This is a genomic window from Aquimarina sp. BL5, from assembly GCF_003443675.1.
Lineage (GTDB): Bacteria > Bacteroidota > Bacteroidia > Flavobacteriales > Flavobacteriaceae > Aquimarina.
The window spans coordinates 2,082,747-2,105,545 of record NZ_CP031963.1 but is presented as its reverse complement, the minus strand read 5'-3'; the positions used below and the strand labels follow the sequence as shown (position 1 = coordinate 2,105,545).

Here is a 22,799-nt window from a genome sequence, read left to right as displayed (position 1 = left end):
CAAAACCAAACGTTTTATAATTTAGTAACTAAAAAATAAACTCTTTACCCTTATTATTGGGTAAAGAGCTTATCAAGTTTTTTAGAAATTAATTTATTAGTAAAATCTATTTCTTATTAGTTACTGCCTAACCTGAAATTTCATTAATCCGGTATTATAGGTATATCCGTCTCCATCAGTATTATCACAATATTCGATAATAGATTGACCTATTTCATCATCCTCAAATTTGATTGTAATGGTCGAATTTATTTTAGCATTGAATCCTTTAATTTTTGTTGATAAACTAAATTTTAAAGGTATTTGACCACCTCCATCTTTTTCAACCCATATATATAACATTTTATCTCCATAGATATCCTTATCCCACGTATCAATTTCCGTGTTGTACAAATCAAACCATTCTGGATTACAATTAAATACGCTACAGTTTTTGAATTGACCTCTTCTACCGTTGAACCTTTTTACTACGTCTTTAAAAGTATTAGTACCTGTGCCTAGAATTGCAGTAAGCTCGAGTTCTACAGCACCATCGTGCCATTCTGCAATTTCTCTAAATGATGGCATCGAATTAAATTTTAATTTGTTTAATCGGTCTTTGCCCGATTTTCTATCTCTATCGCATCCAGTATTGCCGGATCCACCTCCGGTTCCTCCGCCACCAGATCCTCCACCGCCACCGGAACAAAGACTAGCCTGGTTCATAAGATCATCAGTAAAATGATACTCATTGGTGTCATTTTGATGAAATGCAGGCGCGATGATTTCGCAGTTATCAAATATGTTTGATCTATTTTTAGTGCTTTTATCTAGAACTGTTACTCTTTCATTTTGTTTTACAACAATAACTAAATTTTCTGGTGGTGTAGAGGCACTAAGTTGATAATAGTTTCCTTCTACATCATAAGCAGGTATAACATCATCTTTAATATGTAAAGGAAGATAAGCAACCAAAGGTATAGATGATTCTGTATCCCAATCTGCCACTTTATGATTATCAAATTCTGGTAATGCAATTTGTAATAATGGATAGTTTACTTTAATAGAATTCATTAGTTGAGAAGTTGTACTGCTCTTTTTTGATGAATCATTAATATCTCCTTCAGAAAGAAAATTCGAAAAAAGTATTTGTTGACCACTTTTTTTATTGGTGATATTTTCATTTTTCGAAGTTTCAATTAAAAAATTGTAATCTCCATCAAAAGCTTCTAAAGCTTTGGCCTTTATGAAATCCCTTAACTCAGCGTTGGATAAATTTTTCGCTAAGTTTTTTGCTACTTCTAAGCCAAGCTGATCTTTGGATAACAAGGTTTCGTCTTGTGGTATTTCACTTTCTTGATCTGTTAATCCTTCATTAATTTCATCTTTATTACAGGCTGTAAAAAAAGTAGCAAGTATAAAAATGAAAATGTATAAAATTTTTAATTTGTGATTATTCATGATTTCTGAATTTTGTGTTTTGTACTCTTGAACATTTAATGACAATCAAGTTTTTGTCTACTCTTCGCGAATGAGTTTTCATAGAGTAGTTCAGGAAGAATTGTTCTGTTACCCAAAAAAATTTATTTTTTTGAAAATCTTTTGAAAATAAAAAATATAATAAGAGAAGAAATGAGGATTCCAATAAGTAGATACCAAGTATTTATGGAAGAATACATAGGTTCAGGATTCCCAATAAGAACAAGCGAAGACCAGTAATACGGCGAAGCTTCACTTAATGAATGGTTTTTAAGATAGATGAGTTTAGCTTGTCGTAAAGCCTCTGACTTGGATTTTCCTTTTTTTAGATATGTATAAAAGTCAGTAATAATTTCCTGTGTGGATTGATCATCCGCTTTCCATAAAGTAGAGACCAAGCTATTAGCACCTGTATTAAAAAAACCTCGAGCCAGACTCATAACACCCTCTCCTTTTTGTAATTTCCCTAAAGAGGTGTTACAGGCACTTAAGGTTACGAGTTCTGCATTGTTTTTAGTGCTATAAATATCATTTAATGTAATTTTTTCGGTATTGGTTGCTATCCAAGGTATAATAGAATCATTAGCATTTGCGTGGGTAGAAAGATGAATGATTTTATAATTTGATAAAGAATTTAATAAGTTTTGTGATGAAGCTTCCTCTTTTAGTAAGATATCGCTATCAAATTTTTTTGCTAAAGTGTTTATTTCTTTCGAACTATTTTTAAGAGTTGGTAATGTATTATATTGAACGGGCGCAAAACCTAAAAACTCTTTTCGGTAAGTTCTTTTTAAATCTTTGTTCTGTTCTAGAAAAGAAATAGAATAGGCATAACTTATGTCATGGTCCTCAATTAAATAGTTTCCTTTTTTACCGCTTAAAGCTTCAAAAGGGAGGCTTAGTAAATTGTTATCCGGGATGATAATGATTTTGTTTTCTTTGTGTTTAAATAAATTATCTGGTAATAGGCTTTTAGATAGTTCTTTACTTATTTTTTGAAATTCTTTTTTATCCGTGTTAGAAGAAAACGGTTTTGATACAAGTACATTAAATTCGGAAATATGTTTTTGAAGTAATTGAATATTTTGTATTTCAAATAGTTTTTGTTCATTTTCAGAAATAGCTAATCCATACCCTGATTCATCATTAAGGATATAATGAATGAAGGTTGTGTTTTTTGTTTTTGCTTGTATAATAACTTCATCAAAAGACAAGATGTTGGTGTCCTTTTTGGATTTATAATATGTAGGATGCTTATGTCGTAAAGAGTCCATAAATAATTCATATTCTTCTTTAATATCAAAAAGACGAATTGATTTGTTATCCTTCTTTTTGAGAGATATAAGATCATTTTGAGCCTTCGCAATTTTTCGTTTTAGTTCCTGTTCTTTTTTTAAAATACTATCAGGAATATTAAAGAATACTTTAGATCGTTCTTCAGTTAAGTCTTCTAATAGCAATAATGCTTTGTTCTTTTCTAAATAATAGTATGCGGATTTAGGGTCATCTAGTAGAAAGTAAATTTTCACTAAATTAATATAAAGATCAGATGCTTGTTCTCTCCAAAACAATTTAGACTCTCTATGTGTGTTTTCAAGTCTTATCAAATCGATTAGTTTATCTGCTTCTTTTAAATGTTTAAGTGCCTCTTCAATGTGATTTTTTGATGCTCTATCATTTCCCTGTTTTTTGATCAAAGTGATTGCTAATTGTTTAAGAATTGATATGTGTAAGGACTTATCTTCGGAGTTAGTTGTTTGTTGTTTTGGTCTTAATGTATGCAGTGATTTACTGAAGGATTTATAAGCTTGGTCGTATTTTTTTTTATCAACATTAGTAAGACCTATCATATAATGAATTCGAGCAGCTTGTACAATGTTGTTATGAGTAGGTTTTAGAGCTTCTTTAAAATAAAATAGAGCAGAATCGTTATTAACTTTATAGTAAATATTACCAATATTACTGTAAACAGAAGAAATGAGTCGATTGTTTTTTAATTTTTTAGCAACTGAAAGTGCTTTTTTATAGTAAGGAAGACAGGTATATGTATCAAATAGATTTTCATAATTGTGCAGATTTCCAAGTGTTTCATTTATTAAAAATTCGTCATAGAGATCAAAATTTACTTTAGACTTTAAAGAATCTAGTGTTTTCAGCTGTGCGATTCCTTTTTGAATACTTTTATCATCTAAAATTTTTTGATAATTTATAGATGAATTTATGATCGTATTAAACAACTTTCTGTCTTTTTTTTCTTTATTAAATTCTTCAATGGCTTTTTCGTAATAAGAAGAGGCAGTATGGAAATTACCCTCTGCTTGATAGTTTTCTGCAATGTTTTGGTATGCTGTGCCAAATCCACCATTGATGTTTTTTAATTTAATAATTTCAAAATATGCGCGATTAGAATTGGTATAATCTTTAGTGTTTGAATATGATCTTCCTAATATTCTAAGATTACCTATATGAAGTTTCTTATTATAGGGCATATAAGTTTTATAAAAATCAACTGCTTTCTCCGATTTCGAAATGCTTTCGTAGAAATATCCATGATTATGAAGCCAATATGAAAAAGCAGTTAAATCAATTCCGTATTGCAAAGAATCTTTGTTTTTTATGTGTTTTTTTAACAAAATTTCAATTTCAGATTTTTTGTCAGTATCCGTATAATTTTTAGCACCTACAATTTCATAAAATGCTGCTGAACGTTTTTGTGCTCGAACACCAAGTATCATAAATAGTAATGAGAATAAAATGATACATCTTTTATTATACTCAGTTTTCAAAGTTTTCTGCAATCTTATTTGTTAAACAATAAACAATATTACAAGTAGTTACATTCTTCATGTGACCTATACATAAGGTTTTTTAGTTTAGAGCTACCAAACCTGTCACAATCTCTATACAATGATAATTGAAGTCGAAATTGGAATTTATACTATTATAAATTTGGTACTTAACAAAATGTATTATCCATGTTTCAACTATTTTTTCTTCAATTTTTCGTTACTATTAAAAGGAGATAAAAATCAAATATTTTCTAAACTACTTTAATTTGATTAAAAGTATTAATTTGATTTCAAAGTTTGAGATTAAATTTAAATGATTTAGCCACTATTAGAATACTATTTTAATAGTATTCTAATAGTGGTGTTGATGTTCTTGAAGCATTGGATAAGTCAATTTTTGAAGATAAAACCAATCCTTATCAAAATGTAATGAAACAATAACTGTTATTGATCGGAACCTAGCGGATCTTCTATTGGATCTTTTGGTTTAGGCCCACTAGATCCACATCCATCTCTTGGGCAACTTTGTATAGTATAACAACCACTAACATCACAGCCTGGATTTAAATCATTATAATTATTAAAATCTGAACAATCTGTATACCATATTTCTGTATTGCCATTCACTGATTTAAGACCTAGAAAAAAACTATACGAGTATCTAATAGCTGCTTTTTCAGAAGGTGTTAGATTAGGATCACTAAAGGTATATTCAATTTCGCAACCTTCAATAATAGGTCCCATTTTATTAGTATTGTTACCCATTTTGGTGTTGAACTCTTTGAATAATTCTGTACTTTCTTCAAGTATCTCGTCATCATAGGAACAATTCTGAAAAAGAGTTAAAAAGGTTCCAATAATTAATATGCATATAATTTTTCTCATTGTTTTGTTTAATTTTAAGTTATTAATATTTGTAAAATTGTTTATAACAATTAGCCTTTATAGAAGGTTTCTAAAATAGCTAAAAGTAATAGCTATGTAATTTAGTACACGTTTTCCTAGTAGTATTAGAGAGTTCTAGTTGTTATTTTCAAGAGGATCTTCTGGCGGGTCTTTCGGTTTGGGGCCACTAGAGTTACAACCATCTCTCGTACAACTGAGGCACCCGTCGGTTCCACAATGCGCATTGTCTTGAAGGTAAGATTCAAATTCTCGGCAATTAACAAACCATATTTCTTTATGATCACTACCTATAGTGTGATCACTTACAGTGTAATCATAGATGGTAAAGTGATTGTAATGATACCATTTTCTAATAGCTAATTTCTCAGAGGCGGTAATATCAGGATCGTGAAATGTGAAAAACACTTGGCAAATTTCTATTGAAAAGCTGTCACTATTTTTAGCTTCGGTAATAACCTGAGTTAATTCTTCAATTAGTTTTACATCTTCTTTAAAAACTTCCTCGTCGTCCACAGAACATCCCTGAAAGATAAATAGTAAGATAGTGATTAAGATGATATTTGTGATTTTTTTCATGATGATGATTTGATTTAAAAATATTAATATTTAACTGTTTTGAAAACCTTTGATAAATAGTTTTCACACTGTAGTTCAAAATAATTAGCTTTGTTACCCAAGTCTAAAATTTTAGCACATAGTTAATGAAGAATAACGATTATTTTATGATGGGGATATTACAATCTGATGAGAAAGTCATTACGGATATTTATTCTTCTTTCTTTCCTAAATGTTTGAAATTTGTACTCCAAAACAAAGGTCAACAAGTAGATGCGGAAGATATTTTTCAGAAAGTATTGATGCAGATTTCGGCTAGAATTAGGTGCAGAGAATTAAAAACTATCAATTCTACTTTTGAAGCTTATATGTTTACGGCTTGTAAAAATTTATGGCGTAGAGAATTAAATAAAAGAAAACGGGTAACAAATACAGAGGTAAAGGAACTAGTAAGTGAAGAATCGGATATGACGTATGCTTTACTCGAACAAGAAAGGTGGGAATTGTTTAAAGAAAAATTAGAAAAATTGTCTGATAATTGTAAGCAGGTATTGATGCTATTTCTAAAGAAAGTATCCTATGCAGATATCGTCGTTCAATTATCATATTCTTCTGAAACAGTTGCAAGACAGCGTGTTTTTAAGTGTAAGGCAAGATTAATTAAAAGTGTAAAATCCGATGAACGATTTGAAAATTTGATGTCATAATGGATATTAATCAAGAAAAATATCACGATCAAATCGACGCATACCTCAGAGATGAACTTTCTACAGAGGATAGAGCGCTGTTTGAACAATTATTACAAAATGATCCTGAATTATTAAAAGAATTCAAGGTACATGAGGAACTGTTTGCTCAGCTGGATGAGTCTGCTTGGATTACTGATGCTTTTACTCCAGACATAGAAGAAGTAAAACAAGTAGAAAACTATTTTAGGAGCGCAGAAGCTAAAAAATTAAAAGATACAATTGCCAAAGCTCAAGCCAATTATCAGAAAAAAAATAACACTTCTTTTTTGAAAAACAGATTGTTTCTTTCGGTTCTTGCAGCTGCTTCTATTGCAATATTTGTGGTGCTATATACGATGAATTCTAACAATGCTGATCAGGATCTGTATGCAGCGTATAGTGACTGGCGAGATTTACCTTCTCTAACTAGTAGAAGTGATGAAAGTCAATTAGCAGAGGGACAACGATTATTCGAACAAAAGAAATATAATGATAGTTATATTTTGTTTAAAGAATATATAAAAGATAAAAATGAACTTTCACCAGCTGTGTTAATATATTTCGGACTTTCTGCTCTAGAACTCGATAAATATACAGAAGCAATTTCATATTTTGATCAAATAATAAATTCCGATACGATTGATCAGTCCAAAGGATATTGGTATAAATCATTAGTGTATCTAAAACAAGATAAAAAGAATGCGGCAATAAAAGTTTTAGAAATTATTCTTAAAGACAAGGAAAACTTTAATTTTGATAAGGCCGAAGTTTTATTAAAAAAATTGCAGTAGCTATACAATTAACCACTGCAATTTATTGTTGTTTTATTTTTTCTAAATTATAAAACTCTTAGCATTCAACACATAAAAAATCAGGTCCTGGAAAAATGATTTGACCACACATACCGTGAGGACAGCCGGATCCACCACCATGTGTAGGGCACCCTCCAACAACTTCTTTTTGTGCAGTTTTACTAATTTTTTTTACACCATTTAATTTCTGTAATTCTTTCATTATAATATGAGTTTAAGATGATATTGTTTACCCGAACATATAGAGACACTCGGGATTTATGTCTATATGTTATAACTTTTTTAGTGTTTTTTTGGTTAGTATGAAGATAGTAATTATGTTGTAATTTTCCCCACCTTTCCGGGGTGGTTTTTAAAAGATTATATAATCTCGGTTCTAATATGTATTTTTGAATCAAAACTAAAAAATGCAATTCGAAAATAATCGAGAATTTGCTAAGAAATTAGACGAACAAGATCCACTGAAATCTTATAGAAGCCAATTCCTTTTTCCTAAGGTGAATGATAAACAAGTCATATATTTTACAGGAAATTCTTTAGGACTCCAGCCTCAAAACACAAAGAAGTACGTTGATGAAGTAATGAAAGATTGGGCAGAACTTGCTGTAGAAGGTCATTTTTATGCTAATAAGTCTTGGTGGGATTATCATGAGCGAATGGCAAAACCACTAAGTAAAGTAGTTGGTGCTAAACCTTCAGAAATTACTGTGATGAATACGCTAACAGTAAATCTTCATTTGTTGATGGTTTCATTCTACAGACCTAAGGGAAAAAGATACAAGATCATCTGCGAAGAAAAAGCTTTTCCTAGTGATCAGTACATGTTACAAAGCCAGGTTCGGTTTCATGGATATGATCCAGATGATGCTATTGTAGAAATTAAAAAGCGTAAAGGAGAGCATAATTTTAGGATAGAAGATATCCTCTCTACGATCAAATCCGTCGGAGAAGAGTGTGCCTTAGTTTTGATAGGTGGAGTTAATTATTATACAGGTCAGGTTTTCGATATGGAAACAATAACCAAAGCAGGTCATGATGTCGGAGCATTTGTAGGTTGGGATCTAGCACACGGAGCAGGTAATATTGAGCTAAAACTTCATGATTGGGATGTAGATTTTGCATCTTGGTGTAGTTATAAATATATGAATAGTGGGCCTGGAAATGCTTCGGGATGTTTTATACATGAACGGTTTCATGACAGAAAAGATATTCCTCGCTTCGAAGGCTGGTGGGGGACTAAAAAGGAATCTAGGTTTCTTATGAAACCAGAATTTGAACCAATGCCTAATGCAGATGCTTGGCAATTGAGTAATGCGCCCATTTTATCTTTAGCCCCCTATTTAGCCTCGTTAGAATTGTTTGATGAGGTTGGTATGGATGCGTTAATAGAAAAGCGAAACCTAATTGTAGCATATTTAGAATTTGTACTAAAAGAGATTGACAGAGAAGTAGATAGCACTTTTGAAATCATTACTCCATCAAATCAAGAAGAACGAGGAACACAACTCTCTGTATTCCTTCATGGAGAAGGACGAAAATTGTTCGATTATTTGATGAAAAACGGTGTGATTACAGATTGGAGAGAACCTAATGTGATCAGATTAGCACCAGCTCCTTTTTATTGCTCGTATGAAGATATGTATGAATTTGGTCAGATCCTTAAACAAGGAATTTTAGGAAAAAAGCAAAGCAATGCTTTAGTTTAATTCCTTGATGTACATAGAAGGAGAAACACCAGTGTATTTTCTAAATTGTTTGCAAAAATAAGATGGATCGTTAAATCCGCATTCATATAAAACTTCGGATATAGAAGTATTCTTGTTTTCGAAATGCTCCTGTGCTTTTTTGATTCTAAATTCATTCAGGAAGCTAATAAAACTTTTATTTGTAGCCGATTTAAACATTCTGCAAAATGAATTGGTAGTCAATCCTAATTGTTTAGCAATAGTTTTAGATTGAATTTTTTTTGCATAATTCTTATTTACAAAATCGAAAACCTTAGATATTCTTGGTAAGGCCGTTTTGTCAATTTCGAGATGGTTGGATGTTACAATTGGTTTTCTATTATTAGAAACAGAGAGATCATATAGGATATGCATAAAGTTTAATAACTTCTCTACATTATTCTGGTTTGAAAGTTTTAAAAAAGAGGCGGACAGTTTTTCTTTGGTTGCTTTAGAAAAAAGGCAGCCCTTAGGAGAATTCCGGATGAACTCCAGGATACTATAGAACTCCGGAAAATGCGTTAATTTTTCTTTGATAAAACTTTCATTAAATTGAATAACTACTTCTACGTTATCCTCGAAATCGGTATTCCCAAATGGCATATGTGGCATGTTTGGTCCAAGAAAAATAAGCAATCCCTCCTGATATTTTTCAATATTTGACTCAACTTGAATTATTCCATTACCGTTTCTAATAAATACTATCTCATATTCTGGATGTAAATGCCAATTCACTTTATTACATAGAGAGTCTTTGGTATAGCTTTCTATTTTCAAAGATTTTGATTGATCTAGATAAATCTGTTCGTATGATGGTTTCATAAGACAAAATTATCATATTTATATGATTAATTTTATTAATATGAATAAATTACCTTAGTATTAGAATATTTTGTATTAATATGAAGGTGTTTTTGTAGCTAATTTTGATATATAGTAAATATGTTAAATAGAATATCTTGAATTCTTTATACCTAATTATTACAAAATTACGATACTTTGGACCGGCTTGGGTTTTTGCATCATTAAATATTATGACCGGTACATGGGTATTATATATTCCTGCGGTGAGAGCAAAATTATTAATTGATGATGCACAGTTAGGTATTGCACTTTTTTGTTTTGCACTGGGGACATTAATAATGATCCCTTTATCATCCTTAATCATAGAAAAACTTGGTGTCGGAAAGGTAACTTTTATGGGAATCACACTATTTTCTTTGTTATTTCTTATGCCCATAGTAGCTCCAAGTTATTTACTACTATGTATAGTCTTGTTTGTAGTTGGTTTATCTGCTTGTTTAACAGATATCGCAATGAATGCGCTGGTATCGGATATTGAACAAGAGGATGATATTCATATTATGTCAGCATCTCACGGGTTTTTTAGCTTAGGTGGAGTTATTGGCGCTGGTATTGGAAGTTTTTTGATTGCCTATTTTCAGGTTCCACTATTTCATATGCTATGTGCTTCACTATTTGTGATTATAACAAATATCTTAGTTTGTAAGGAGTATATCACTATAACAGTAAAAAAAGAAGAGGGTTCAAAAAAGTCTTTTGATCCAAAACTTATAAAGCCGCTTTTGGGGCTTACTATCATTGCATTTTTAATTATGGGTAGTGAAGGAGCAATAGAGCATTGGAGTAAACTCTACATGCAAGATATTGTAAACATCTCTTCAGAAAAGGTTTCTGGATTTGGTTTTGTCGCTTTCTCTTTGATGATGACCTTGGGGCGTTTTTTTGGAGATGCAGTAAGCAAACATTTTGGATCCTTTGTAATAATTATTGGTGGTTGTTTAATCAGTGCTTTTGGTTTTTTTGCGGTATTAAGTTCTACATTAATACTAACTGTAATTGGCTTTGGATTAGTAGGTCTTGGGTTTTCTGTGATTATACCGGAGTTGTTTAGGTTAGCTGGAAAAACCCATGGTGTTTCTTCTGCAGAAGGAATATCTTTTGTTGCAGGTTTTGGTTATCTCGGATTTTTAATAAGTCCTCCATTTTTGGGACTATTATCCAGAATAGATAGTCTAAAACTTAGCTTTACCACTTTATTAATTGCAACAGTAATTGCATTAATAGTTACATTCTTTATCTCTAAAAGAGTATCTAAATGATATAAATGAAATTTGGAATTAGTTCAAAAGAACTTCAATATTGGTGAAATAAAGTTTCCAATCACCCTCATTTTTATTATGGGTTTTTGCTATTTTAATTCCGTTGAAGTTTTCATAATCTTCCCAGGAAGTTATTAAAGATGCTTCTTCCTTGTTTTTTTCTCTAAATACCCATTCTTTTATTTTAAAATCACCTTCAAAATAAAAATCATATGCATCTCCAGGGGTATAACCTCCTTCGTTTTTATATACAATCGTGAATTTTTGCATTTCCTTGTTGCTGATTGGAGCAACCGCTTTTACCTGATGTTCTGATGTAAAACTGTCTTGATCCCAAACCAAATTAAACGGAGCTAATAACCAATATTTATCATTAATAAACCCTTGATCAGCTTTTAACGAGGTACTATCTATTTGAGCTCTGTTATAAGAGATAGTGTCTTTGGCAGTGGTTAAGGTAATTTCATTTTTTTGAGGTTTCCAACTCCAAGAACGCTCATAATGACTACTATCTCGATCTACATTAAAAGTGAATTTTATTTCGTTTACATTTTTCCAATGTTCAAAGCCATTGGCGTTTGCAATGGATTCTGCCGTAGTTAGTATTTTATTTTTAGTAGTCTCAGTGGTTTTTATTTCTATATCATCTTCATATTTATATTCCTTTTTTGCTTCTTGTTTACAAGCAATCATAAATAAGGAAAATATGGATAACAGTATGATATTTTTCATCTTAAGTTAATTTTTGGCTAAAATATAGAAAACAAAAACCTTGCTAAATTGAATTAACAAGGTTTTATGGTTTAGATATAATAGTATTTTTCTATCGCAACAAAAAAAAGCTTCCTAGTTATGGAAGCTTTTTTTAATTGTTTTGATGTAATTACTCTACAATCAATTTGTATTGTGGAGTTTTATTTAAAGGACAGAAGTAATTATACTCTCCTTTTTGTAATGTTACTGTTTTAGAACTTTCTGTTTTTCCTTCTGCAACTACTTTAGTTACATACGCCGCTTGGATATGGTTTTTAGGATCAGAAGCATCTTTCCCTGCAGGTACTAATACAAAACCTACATCTGTTCCCGAGTTATTGTTCGAAATATTGAAAACATAACTTCCTTCTGATAAGGTAACTTGTTTCTGAGTAAACTCTCCTTTAGTTTGCTCTAAAGAAACTGTTTTAACTTCTTGTGCTGATGCGCTTAATGTAATTGCAAAAATAAATGTGAATAATGTGATTAACTTTTTCATGATTTTAAAATTTATATGTTAATGGTTTTCTTTTAAATTAATTTTTTGAATGTTATTTATACAGTTGCGTTTTCGAGTGGTTGTGCTACAGGAAAATCTACAGGAACTTCTGTTGTGCTATGGATGTAGTTAGAAATTGTTTTGTCTCCTACTAATACAATAGTATCAATTAAGTTTCCTTTATTATATCCAGCAGCAAAGAAATTGTCCAGTACATCCTGATCTGTACGACCTCTGTTTTCTGTAATGTTTTTAGCTAATTTTGCTAAAGCATCTAATTTAGTGTCAAAAGAAGCATATCCTGCTCTTAATTCTAGTATTTGCTCATCAGTAAAACCGTTCATTTTTCCAATTGCAGTATGTGCTGATAAACAATAAACACAGTTGTTTACTTCGCTCACTGCTAAATTTACTACTTCTTTTTCCTTAGCTTTTAATGAGGTTTTTGCATTGGATAGATTTAGATAATTTTCTAATGCAGTTTCACTATGCGCATAGGTTGCATATAAATTTGGAACGAAACCAAGTGCGCTATTAAGATTGTCAAAAATTCCTTGATTTGTAGTATTTACTTCTTCTCTTGTTGGTACATTAAATGTTGCCATAATTATTGTTTTTAATATCCTAAATTTATCTTCAGGATTCGTTTATATTTTTGTTTTAATTATCTTTTAATTTGATAAGGCAAAGATGCGATAGGAATACTGATTCTGAAATGTTGGTTTTTCCCAACTACTTGTCAATTTTTCCCTTCTGTTATTTTTTAGCTTATATATGTGGTGTTTCTGCATCACAATAAAAATCATGATGACTTCTTTGGTCACAATGTGATTTGATATTTAAGGTGTTTACTATTTTTCTTTTTCCTTGACGGAAAATCTCTATTAAATTGAATATTGACTTATTATTTGTGATCATTTTATATTGTTTTAAATTAACAGTACAAAGATGGGGTGATAGAGCAATTTCTGAAATGTTAGTTTTTCCCGACTACTTGTCGATTTTTCCTTAGACATAAAAAAACCTCCAATTAAGGAGGTTTTAATAATCTTATATTTTAAGTTTTTTTTATTTAGAAAAACTTGATCTCTTTTCTTTTAATCCACAATATTATTGCGCTAAGAATAAAAGTTAACATTGCTGTAATAAATAGGATTCCTCCATCATCATTAATTTCTATTCCCAATTTTGTAATATGCATAAAGATGGCGCCACCAATCACTCCTAAAGTTAATGTAGCTCCGATCCAAACGGTTTTAGGGATTAATAGTAAAACACCGGCTATTAGTTCTGCAATTCCTATAACTATTCTGCCGTATGGCTCCAGGCCAACTTTAGAAAAGATATAGACACTATCCGGATGAGCAGTAAATTTAAATCTAAGGGTTTGTATGAGAATAATAGCAACAATTATCCTCAATACCAGGGGTAAGGCATTCTTCATTTTAGTATGTTAGAGTTTGTGTTTGTTATTATAGAACGCTGGGTAAGGCGTCTATTTTCCCATTAAAGGTATCTTTTCTAGATATAAAATACAATTCTTTAAGATTGTTATCAATAGTAAATTGACGTGATAACTGTGGTAAATTGTTTATTAGAAAAGTCTGAAATTCCTCTGTATCTCTACTTCTATTTGCAGCTTTTCGTATGGTTTTCAGATATGAAGCTGTCATTAATTCTACATTGTTTTTATTTGAAGCGAAAAGTAAAGAGTTGTTTTTTCCCTTAGAAATTTTTATTTCTTTTTTGAAATTAATTTGATTAGAAGCTATTAAACTTTCATTATAGTTGCTAAAAGTATTTTTGTAAACTACTTCCTTGGTGTTTTTAAGATATACAGTTTCTAGTTGAGTATTGTACATTTTTTCCTGTGAGTGTCCAGAAAAAACTGTGATAAAAAAAGCGAATGTTAGAGTTGCAGTGATGTTTTTATGTAAAGTTTTCATATCTATATTTTTTACCCGAAATTACTTATGTGTTTAGTAAATTAATTTATTACACTACAAAGTTGGGGCTAAAAGATGTAGATTAAAATATCTCTTTTTCCTTATTACTTGTCAATACTTCCCTATGGTATTAAAAGTAAATTGAAGTAACAAAAAAAAGTAGGCATACTCTTTAATATAAATTATACGTCATTATCGGTTTTTGAAAATTATCTATGCGGATATATTTAAGAAAAACAATAAACTATAAAGTGTATTAGTTTTGTAAGCTTATATCGATTTGTGATTTATAATCTCATGATAAATTTAAGGATTAACTATTACAAAATATGTTATAAAAAGTTTAATTGTTTTTTATAATATTCAAATTTACAGTTAATTATCTCAAATATTAGTTTTGTAAGCCTCAATATTTCTTAAAACTCTTATGTTCATAACACCACGCCCATTTTTCATTAGGTTCGGCGGAGATCACTGCAGGATGGTTATGATTTGCATAATGATTACTAGCATGTCTATTAGGTGACGAATCACAGCATAAGGTAACTCCACACTCCTGACAAGTTCTAAGATGTACCCAACTACCTCCTGTTTTTATGCATTCTGAGCATTCATAATTATTAGTTTTTTTGATGTTTTGTACATCTAAGTTTTGAAGATGATTACAAGTTTTAGTTTTAAACCCCATATTATGTTTCTGCTAAATATTCGTGTACAAATTTTATGGCCATTGCACCTTCACCAACAGCAGATGCCACTCTGTTCATCGCACCAGCTCGGACATCACCAGAAGCAAAGATACCTGGACTACAGGTCTCTAGTAAGAAGGGTTCTCGATCTTTTTTCCAGATTTTTTTAAAATTATCATATCGATTGAGATCTCTTCCTGTCTCAATAAAGCCTCTTTCATTTTTTATGATGTCTAATGCAATCCAATCCGTATAGGGTTTTGCTCCTATAAATATGAATAAGGCATCTGCATCCACTATTTTAGTTTCAGAAGTTATACTATCTGTTAGCTCTAGTGCAGTAAGTCTTTCTTTTTCTCCTAGAGCTCTCGTAACATTGGTATTACCTAATAATGTGATGTTGTCAATAGCATCGATTTGATCAATGAGATAGCTTGACATACTACTGGTAAGATCTTTTTTGCGAACAGAGATATATACATTCTTTGCAAATTTAGAAAGGTAAACTGCAGATTGTCCTGCAGAGTTGCCACCCCCCACAATATATACTTCTTTATTGGCGCAGGCTTGTGCTTCAGTCATAGATGAGCCATAATAAATACCTGCTCCAGTATAATTTTCTATACCTTCGGCTTCAAGCTTTCTATAGTTTACACCAGTTGTGATGACTACACTTTTAGCACTGATACATTCACCATTACCTAATAAAATACTTTTATATCCATCTTTTTCTGTAATTGAAGTAACTTCCTGGGGAGACAAGAACTCTATCCCGAATCGCTTAGCTTGTGTAATCGCACGATGTGTTAATTCCTGGCCGCTTAATCCATTAGGAAATCCAAGATAATTCTCTATTCTAGAGCTGGTTCCCGCTTGCCCTCCAGGAGCATGTTTTTCTATAAGTAAGGTTTTTAGGCCTTCAGACCCACCATAAACTGCAGCTGCTAATCCCGAGGGCCCTGCTCCAATAATTACCACATCATATAAATTGTCTTGCGGATGAGCGTTTAGACCTAGTGCAGTAGCTAATTCTATTATATCAGGATTTTTATAACAATTACCATCTTCTAACGAAATTACTGGAAGGTCAGTTGGTACTAGTTTATATAGTTCAATGATTTCTTTAGCCTTATCACTGGTTTCTGCGTCCAGCCATTGAAAAGGAAATAAATTGCCAGATAAAAAATCTTTAATGTCATGAGATTTTGGAGAATATTGATAACCAACCACTTTTATGCCATCAAACTCTGGTTGAAAATTTATTTGCCAAGTATCTAATAAATCATTTAGTGTAGGATATAGTTTTTCTTCTGGTGGATTCCAAGGTTTTGTAAGATAATAATCTAGCTGTACATCATTAATAGCTCTAATAGCTGCATCGGTATCAGAATATGCTGTAAGCAGTACTTTTTTAGCATCCGGAAAAAATTGTTTAGCTTTTTTGAGAAATTCTACGCCTAGCATTTCAGGCATTCTTTGATCCACTAGAAATAAAGCGACAACCTCATTTTTCTTTTTTAAATTTTCTAAAGCTTCTAAGGCATCATTGGCGGATTCTGTGCTCATAACCCGATATTCTTTTCGATACTCTGATTTTAAATCGCGAGTTACAGCTCGTAAAACTTGAGGATCATCATCAAGGGCAAATATGATAGGTTTTTTCATTGTTTTTTAATTTAAAACAGACTAAAAATTAAAATTATCAGGATCTGGTCCTGTTCTTTGATTTCTATCTAGAGAATCAATATAGGTTACATCTTCCTGAGATAATTCAAAATTAAAAAGATCCGCATTAGATATAATTCTTTCTTTTTTAGCCGATTTAGGTATGGTGATAACTCCCTTTTGCAAATTCCATCGCAGGACAATTTGAGCGACGGTCTTATTATATTTTTTTGCCAAATTATCTAATATTGAAAGCTTAAAAATCTTTCCTTGCATCATTGGAGACCAGGCTTCATACCGGATTTTATGTTTATTGCAAAAATCAATCAAGTCCTGTTGAACCAAATATGGATGAAATTCCATTTGATTAACCATTGGTATTATTTCTGAATTTTCTATAAGGTCTTCTAGATGATGTTGCATAAAATTACTAACACCTATGGCCTTTATCCTTCCATCTTTATAAAGTTTTTCCAATGCTTTCCAGGTTTCAATATACTTTCCTTCAACTGGCCAATGAATGAGATAGAGATCTAGATAATCTAGTTGTAATCTCTCTAGACTTTTATCAAAAGCTTTAAGAGTTGATTCATATCCTTGATCCGAATTCCAAACTTTACTTACTACAAAGATCTCTTCTCTAGACACATTACTCTGGCGTATGGCTTTCCCAACACCTTCTTCGTTTTTATAAATACTTGCAGTATCAATATGGCGATATCCTGTATCCAAAGCCCATTGAATCGCATTAACTACTTCTCGATCATTATCGGATAAATACACTCCTAATCCAAAATACGGCATGTCTATTCCGTTGTGTAACCGGAATGTTCCTTTTATATCTGTTATTGTTTCCATTGTTCTAACTAATTGATCGGTAAACAAACGGTAAATATTGTTTCTCCTTTTCTAGATTTTACCCTAATATCACCTTCATGTTGATTAATAATTCTTTGCACTACTTCTAATCCCATTCCTGTCCCTTCTCCAATAGCTTTGGTGGTAAAAAAAGGATCAAAAATATTGTTCAGATGCTCTTCTGGAATCCCTTCGCCATTGTCAATAATTTCCACTTTTAGGAATTCTTGATCTTTAGAGGTTTTTATTTTCAAAACTCCAGAGTGATCCATGGCATCAACTGCATTATCAATGAGATTAGTCCAGACTTGATTAATTTCACTAACAAAAACCCTTGCTTCTGGTAGATTTTCTTGAAAATCTTTTTCTAAGGATATATTTTTCTTTTTCAGTTTATGGTTAAGCATGATAAGAGTGCTTTTTAAACCGATATGGATGTCTGTTGGGGTTTTTTCGGGAGCGCGATCCATATGTGTATAACTTTTAATAGAGCCTACCAGATTGGATATCCTATCAGAAGCTTCGTCAATTTCATCAACCATTTTTTCTGTGGTTAATACATTTTCAATCCATTCGATTGCACTAGGAAAGTTTTTGTCACCTGTAGCTTTATAAACTTCTTCCATTGCTTCTATATCCATACAGAAGTCTAACAATGTCTCTGTCAATTCGTAACTATTGTTTACACCATGATCTTCTAACCATTCTTCTAGTTCATCTTCTTTTTCATTACGCTCAGTGAGTTTCATATTATTTTCTGGGCGATTATTTAGTTTCTCAAAAAGAATAGTATTGATAACATCTATTTCTTTATCCGTAGCTCTAATAGAAACGACTCTTTTAAACTTTTCAGGAACATTACCTAGATGTTCCTTTAGCGCTTTGGCACTTCGTACCATAGCAGAAGCAGGGTTATTAAGCTCATGTGCCAATCCCGCAGATAATTTTCCTAGTGACATCATTTTTTCTGCCTGGACATTATCTTTGGTAAACTCTCTGACTCGAGAGGTCATTTTATGTACCAATGTTTCAGTAAGTTCATAATGATTGGAGATCATTTCTTTGAAACAGGATTTTTTGAGGACTAAAACATCGCTATCTTCTAGTACTTCTCCAAAGCCTAAGGCGGAACTAGCTCTTGAAAAAGGAAGTAATCCACCGATTTGATTTGTATCCATTAAGGCTACATGCTTGTAGTTTCCATTTTGTTCAACTTTAATCTCAATCTTTCCTTCCAGAACAATAAAAAGTTTATCAATGGGATCACCTTTCTGAAAAAGATACTCACCTTGTTTTAAAATTTCTACATAAGATTTGTCAATTAACCATTGTAATTGATCATCTGGAACCTGAATAAACTCTGGGATTTGCTGAAGGTTTTGTGTGGTAGGTTTCATTAGTTTAAAATTAGTTAATAAAAAACCTCCTTGCAATACCTGAGATGACTAGAAGTCTTAAGGTTTTTATAAAATTTAGCCTATAAAAAATTAAACGCTAATTTTTTATGATTTGTTTATCTAAAAGGAGATAATGAGGTAAGATTTGTAATGATTAGTTATATTTAGAAACCATTAAATAAAAAGATGATGTCTAAGGAATTTCAAAAGTATTTTAAAACTAACCAAGCAACCTGGAATGAGAAAGTAGCGGTTCATGCATCTAGTAATTTTTATGATTTGGAATTATTTCGAAAAGGTAAAACTTCGTTGAAGCAATTTGAATTAGAAGGATTAGGTGATGTTTCTGGGAAATCACTATTACATTTACAATGTCATTTTGGTCAAGATACATTAAGCTGGAGTAGGATGGGAGCAAAATGTATTGGTGTAGATCTTTCTGAAAAAGGTATCGAATTGGCAAAACAATTAACTACAGAATTACAGTTAGATGCCGATTTTATATGTTGTAATGTTCTAGATACTTCAGATTATATAAAAGATCAGTTTGATATTGTATTTACCAGTTATGGTGTTATTGGATGGTTACCAGATTTAAAACCTTGGGGTAAGATGATTGCCGAGAAATTGAAAACAGGAGGTGTTTTTTATATAGTAGAGTTTCATCCGATCGTTTGGATGTTTGACTATCTCGAAGGAACTCCTAAGATTAAGTATGGATATCATCAGAAAGAAGCCATCTATGAAGAATATGAAGGCACGTATGCGGATACGAGTTCTAAAATGATCAGTAAAGAATATGGTTGGAATCATGGTTTGGGAGAAGTTGTTTCGGCATTATCCGAAGCTGGATTAACCATTGAATACCTTAGAGAATATGATGAATCACCGTATGATGTTTTTCCTAATTTGACAGAGAATAAAAATGGAATGTTTGAGAGTTCTGATAAATTATTTCCACTACTGTTTGCGATTAAAGCATTTAAGTAACAATTCTTTGATAATTTTTTTACATTTGTTAAAGGTTTTAATGTTTGCATAAGCTCTAAAATATATAGAGCTGGTTTGTCAAGGACATTAAGACTCGGATCTTATGACTTAGTTCCTATTCATACTTTGACAAACTGGAATCATTAAAAAAGTATGCAAACAAAAAACATAGCTATTGTAGGAAGTGGTTTAGCTGGTTCACTATTAGCAATTTATCTAAGAAAGCGTAATCACCAAGTCACAGTATTTGACAGAAGACCAGATATTAGACAAATCCAATTTAGCGGTCGTTCTATTAATCTTGCGATGTCTGTTCGAGGTTGGAAAGCATTGGATAGGGTTGGTATTGGAGAAGAAATCAGAAAACTGGCAATTCCAATGGGTAAAAGAACCATGCACGTTAATGGTCAGTCCGAATATCATCAATATTATGGTAAAGAAGGGGAGGCTATCTATTCTATTTCTAGAGGAGTATTAAATCGCAAAATGATTACTCTGGCAGAAGAATCTGGTGTTGTATTTAGATTTAATGAAAAAGTATGGGATGTAAACTTACCCGAAGCTAAAATATACACAGGAGAAACAGAAAAAGGCGAATGGAAAGAGTATCAATACGATATGATTTTTGGCTGTGATGGGGCTTTCTCAAGAGTAAGACATAAAATGCAGAGAAGAAGTAGATTTGATTATTCTCAGGATTTTCTGGATGCAGGGTATAAAGAACTAGGGATACCTGCTAATACGGATGGGACACATAAACTTGATAAAAACTCATTGCATATATGGCCAAGAGGGAAGTTTATGTTAATTGCATTGCCCAACTTAGACGGTAGTTTTACGTGTACTTTATTTATGCCTCATGAAGGCGAAAATTCTTTTGAGAGTTTGACCAATGATGATGAAGTAATAGAATTCTGGAAACTACATTTTCCTGATACTATAGAATTCATGCCTACGTTGCTTAAGGATTTTAAGAATAACCCTACGAGTGCTTTGGTTACAATGAAATGCTACCCCTGGACATATTGGGATAAAGTAGCTTTGGTTGGCGATTCTGCTCATGCAATTGTGCCATTTTATGGACAAGGGATCAATGCTGGTTTTGAGGATATTTCGGTGCTGGATGATATTATTGAAGCATATAGAGGGGAGAATTGGCAAGAGATTTTTGAAAAATATCAGGAATCCCGAAAACCAAATGCAGATGCTATAGCAGAGCTTTCTTATCGTAATTTTATGGAAATGAGCAGTAAAACTGCCGATCCAGAGTTTATTTTAAGAAAGAAAATAGAAAAACGATTCTCTGAAAAATATCCTGATAAATGGATTCCACTTTATACTAGAGTAACGTTTACTAATAGACCTTATGCCGAGGCACTGGATATTGGTGACCAACAGGCTAAGGTTATGGATGAGGTCATGAAGCTTGATAATATTGAGGATATTTGGGATACTGATGAGGTATCGCAAGAAATTATAAACCGTTTAGATATTTATAAGATCAATACTAAAAGTATTACCCAATAAGTCTCTTCAACCATTTTAACTTAGAACTTGTATAAGGTGAGTATTTAAGATTTAATTCTATTAAAAAGGATTTTTGCAAAATACTTTTATAATGAGAGAATGTTTCGAATCCTGCTTTACCATGGTAATTACCCATACCGCTATCTCCAACACCTCCAAATGGGAGGTTTTGTTCCATAAAATGCATAACCGCATCATTTACAGCTCCACCACCAAATGATATTTCATTTAGGATTTTATTTTTCACTGCTTTATTTTTAGTAAAAATATAACAAGATAAAGGTTTTGACAGCGTTTTAATATCCGCAATGGCATTATCTAAATCGTCAAAGGATATAACGGGAAGAATAGGACCAAAAATCTCTTCTTGCATTACTTTGTCGGAGAATGTAACTCCACTCATAACTGTAGGAGATATGACTCTAGTCTCAGCATCGCAGTGACCTCCAAAATATACTTTATCTTCTTCAATAAAATTTTGTAATCTTTCGAAGTTTTTTTGATTTACAATTTGAGTGTAATTTTGATTTTCTATTTTATAATCAGCACTTTCTATATGTTTTTTGATCGCCAGTAATAATTGGTCTTGTACCGAAGACGCTACCATGATATAGTCTGGAGCTATGCATGTCTGACCTGTGTTTAAAAATTTTGCCCAAACTAAACGTTTGGCGGTCATATCAATATTAACATCTTTTGTAATAATAGCAGGGCTTTTTCCTCCTAATTCTAAGGTAACGGGAGTAAGATGTTTGGCTGCGGCCTGATAGACGATTTTACCCACTTGAATGCTTCCGGTAAAAAAGATTTTATCAAACTTGATCTTTAATAATTCAGTGGTCTCTTTTACACCTCCTTCGATTACTTTAAAAAACTTAGAGTCAAAATTTTCACCTATAATCTTAGCCATTACAGAAGAAGAATTTGATGGAATCTCACTTGGTTTAAGAATAACCGTACAACCTGCTGCTATTGCAGCTATCGCAGGAACTATTGATAATTGATAAGGATAATTCCACGCTCCCATTACTAATACAGTCCCAAAGGGTTCTGGTATAATATAGCTTCTTCCTGGAAGGTTTGCTAGCCCTGTAGAAACACTTTTTCTTTTAGACCATTTCTTAATACTTACCAGTGCAAGATCAATCTCATGATAAATAATAGCTAACTCCGTGGTGTAAGTTTCGTATTTTGATTTTTTAAAATCTTGATAAATAGCTTGATATAATAGTTCCTCACTTTTTTGTAGAACACTTTTTAAACGCTTTAATTCCTTAACTCTAAAAGATATATCCTTAGTAGTGTTTGTATTAAAAAAAGCCTTTTGAGTATTAATGATTTCTTGATAATTCATAACAGGAATATAGACTTACTATAGAA

22 protein-coding genes are annotated in these 22,799 nt (G+C 31.8%); 6 read left to right on the top strand and 16 right to left on the bottom strand.

Annotation, left to right across the window (positions count from 1 at the left end; genetic code table 11):
• Nucleotides 1-120 precede the first annotated feature (120 nt).
• The 4 genes from D1818_RS09030 to D1818_RS09015 form a co-directional block, all read right to left on the bottom strand.
• Nucleotides 121-1,440: a hypothetical protein gene (locus D1818_RS09030; protein ID WP_118458152.1), complete on the bottom strand. Its 1,320-nt coding sequence runs from the start codon at nt 1,438-1,440 to the stop codon at nt 121-123.
• Nucleotides 1,441-1,562: 122 nt separating this feature from the next.
• On the bottom strand, nt 1,563-4,244 hold the full coding sequence (locus D1818_RS09025; protein ID WP_147406156.1) for a CHAT domain-containing protein: 2,682 nt from the start codon (nt 4,242-4,244) through the stop codon (nt 1,563-1,565).
• Nucleotides 4,245-4,691: 447 nt separating this feature from the next.
• A complete protein-coding gene (locus D1818_RS09020) occupies nt 4,692-5,132 on the bottom strand; it encodes a hypothetical protein (protein ID WP_118458148.1) in 441 nt (146 codons plus the stop codon).
• Between the two features lie 135 nt (nt 5,133-5,267).
• Nucleotides 5,268-5,729, bottom strand: coding sequence for a hypothetical protein (locus D1818_RS09015; protein ID WP_118458146.1), 462 nt, complete (start codon nt 5,727-5,729; stop codon nt 5,268-5,270).
• Nucleotides 5,730-5,854: 125 nt separating this feature from the next.
• Here D1818_RS09015 and D1818_RS09010 point away from each other — a divergent pair, with 125 nt between their 5' ends.
• Together D1818_RS09010 and D1818_RS09005 are read left to right on the top strand one after the other, a co-directional pair.
• Nucleotides 5,855-6,415, top strand: a complete 561-nt coding sequence (locus D1818_RS09010) for an RNA polymerase sigma factor (RefSeq protein WP_118458144.1) — start codon at nt 5,855-5,857, stop codon at nt 6,413-6,415.
• Nucleotides 6,415-7,227 carry a hypothetical protein gene (locus D1818_RS09005; RefSeq protein WP_118458142.1) on the top strand — a complete coding sequence of 271 codons (813 nt, stop codon included), beginning with the start codon at nt 6,415-6,417 and terminating at the stop codon, nt 7,225-7,227. Before D1818_RS09010 ends, D1818_RS09005 begins: the two co-directional genes overlap by 1 nt.
• Before the next feature lie 58 nt (nt 7,228-7,285).
• Here D1818_RS09005 and D1818_RS25275 read toward each other — a convergent pair whose 3' ends face one another.
• Complete coding sequence (locus D1818_RS25275; protein ID WP_158596969.1) at nt 7,286-7,450, bottom strand: hypothetical protein; 165 nt, start codon at nt 7,448-7,450, stop codon at nt 7,286-7,288.
• A 205-nt stretch (nt 7,451-7,655) separates the two neighbouring features.
• Here D1818_RS25275 and kynU point away from each other — a divergent pair, with 205 nt between their 5' ends.
• A complete protein-coding gene (gene kynU / locus D1818_RS09000) occupies nt 7,656-8,954 on the top strand; it encodes a kynureninase (protein ID WP_118458140.1) in 1,299 nt (432 codons plus the stop codon).
• Here the strand turns inward: kynU and D1818_RS08995 are convergent.
• Entirely contained in the window at nt 8,946-9,794 is an 849-nt protein-coding gene (locus tag D1818_RS08995) for an AraC family transcriptional regulator (protein ID WP_118458138.1), read from the bottom strand. The genes kynU and D1818_RS08995 overlap by 9 nt on opposite strands.
• Before the next feature lie 137 nt (nt 9,795-9,931).
• Between D1818_RS08995 and D1818_RS08990 the strand changes: the two genes are divergently transcribed.
• On the top strand, nt 9,932-11,095 hold the full coding sequence (locus D1818_RS08990) for an MFS transporter (protein WP_118458136.1): 1,164 nt from the start codon (nt 9,932-9,934) through the stop codon (nt 11,093-11,095).
• A gap of 18 nt (nt 11,096-11,113) precedes the next feature.
• Here the strand turns inward: D1818_RS08990 and D1818_RS08985 are convergent, their stop codons facing one another.
• The 9 genes from D1818_RS08985 to D1818_RS08945 form a co-directional block, all read right to left on the bottom strand.
• Nucleotides 11,114-11,827 (bottom strand): hypothetical protein, encoded by a 714-nt coding sequence (locus D1818_RS08985; RefSeq protein ID WP_118458134.1) that lies wholly within the window; start codon nt 11,825-11,827, stop codon nt 11,114-11,116.
• 151 nt (nt 11,828-11,978) lie between these two features.
• Nucleotides 11,979-12,347: a cupredoxin domain-containing protein gene (locus D1818_RS08980; protein WP_118458131.1), complete on the bottom strand. Its 369-nt coding sequence runs from the start codon at nt 12,345-12,347 to the stop codon at nt 11,979-11,981.
• Between the two features lie 56 nt (nt 12,348-12,403).
• Complete coding sequence (locus D1818_RS08975) at nt 12,404-12,952, bottom strand: carboxymuconolactone decarboxylase family protein (RefSeq protein WP_118458129.1); 549 nt, start codon at nt 12,950-12,952, stop codon at nt 12,404-12,406.
• A gap of 467 nt (nt 12,953-13,419) precedes the next feature.
• Nucleotides 13,420-13,791: a DoxX family membrane protein gene (locus D1818_RS08970; protein ID WP_118458127.1), complete on the bottom strand. Its 372-nt coding sequence runs from the start codon at nt 13,789-13,791 to the stop codon at nt 13,420-13,422.
• A gap of 28 nt (nt 13,792-13,819) precedes the next feature.
• Nucleotides 13,820-14,293, bottom strand: a complete 474-nt coding sequence (locus D1818_RS08965) for a hypothetical protein (protein ID WP_118458125.1) — start codon at nt 14,291-14,293, stop codon at nt 13,820-13,822.
• A gap of 406 nt (nt 14,294-14,699) precedes the next feature.
• Entirely contained in the window at nt 14,700-14,981 is a 282-nt protein-coding gene (locus D1818_RS08960; RefSeq protein ID WP_118458123.1) for a UBP-type zinc finger domain-containing protein, read from the bottom strand.
• Between the two features lies 1 nt (nt 14,982).
• On the bottom strand, nt 14,983-16,647 hold the full coding sequence (locus tag D1818_RS08955; protein ID WP_118458121.1) for a response regulator: 1,665 nt from the start codon (nt 16,645-16,647) through the stop codon (nt 14,983-14,985).
• 21 nt (nt 16,648-16,668) lie between these two features.
• A complete protein-coding gene (locus tag D1818_RS08950) occupies nt 16,669-17,505 on the bottom strand; it encodes an aldo/keto reductase (protein ID WP_118463627.1) in 837 nt (278 codons plus the stop codon).
• A gap of 8 nt (nt 17,506-17,513) precedes the next feature.
• Complete coding sequence (locus D1818_RS08945) at nt 17,514-18,902, bottom strand: ATP-binding protein (RefSeq protein ID WP_118463625.1); 1,389 nt, start codon at nt 18,900-18,902, stop codon at nt 17,514-17,516.
• A gap of 189 nt (nt 18,903-19,091) precedes the next feature.
• Here D1818_RS08945 and D1818_RS08940 point away from each other — a divergent pair, with 189 nt between their 5' ends.
• Together D1818_RS08940 and D1818_RS08935 are read left to right on the top strand one after the other, a co-directional pair.
• Nucleotides 19,092-19,892: a bifunctional 2-polyprenyl-6-hydroxyphenol methylase/3-demethylubiquinol 3-O-methyltransferase UbiG gene (locus D1818_RS08940; protein WP_118458119.1), complete on the top strand. Its 801-nt coding sequence runs from the start codon at nt 19,092-19,094 to the stop codon at nt 19,890-19,892.
• A gap of 153 nt (nt 19,893-20,045) precedes the next feature.
• A complete protein-coding gene (locus tag D1818_RS08935; protein ID WP_118458117.1) occupies nt 20,046-21,419 on the top strand; it encodes an NAD(P)/FAD-dependent oxidoreductase in 1,374 nt (457 codons plus the stop codon).
• Here D1818_RS08935 and D1818_RS08930 read toward each other — a convergent pair.
• The gene (locus D1818_RS08930; RefSeq protein ID WP_118458115.1) at nt 21,409-22,773 is read right to left on the bottom strand and encodes an aldehyde dehydrogenase family protein; all 1,365 of its coding nucleotides are present in this window, start codon (nt 22,771-22,773) and stop codon (nt 21,409-21,411) included. The genes D1818_RS08935 and D1818_RS08930 overlap by 11 nt on opposite strands.
• Between the last annotated feature and the right edge of the window lie 26 nt (nt 22,774-22,799).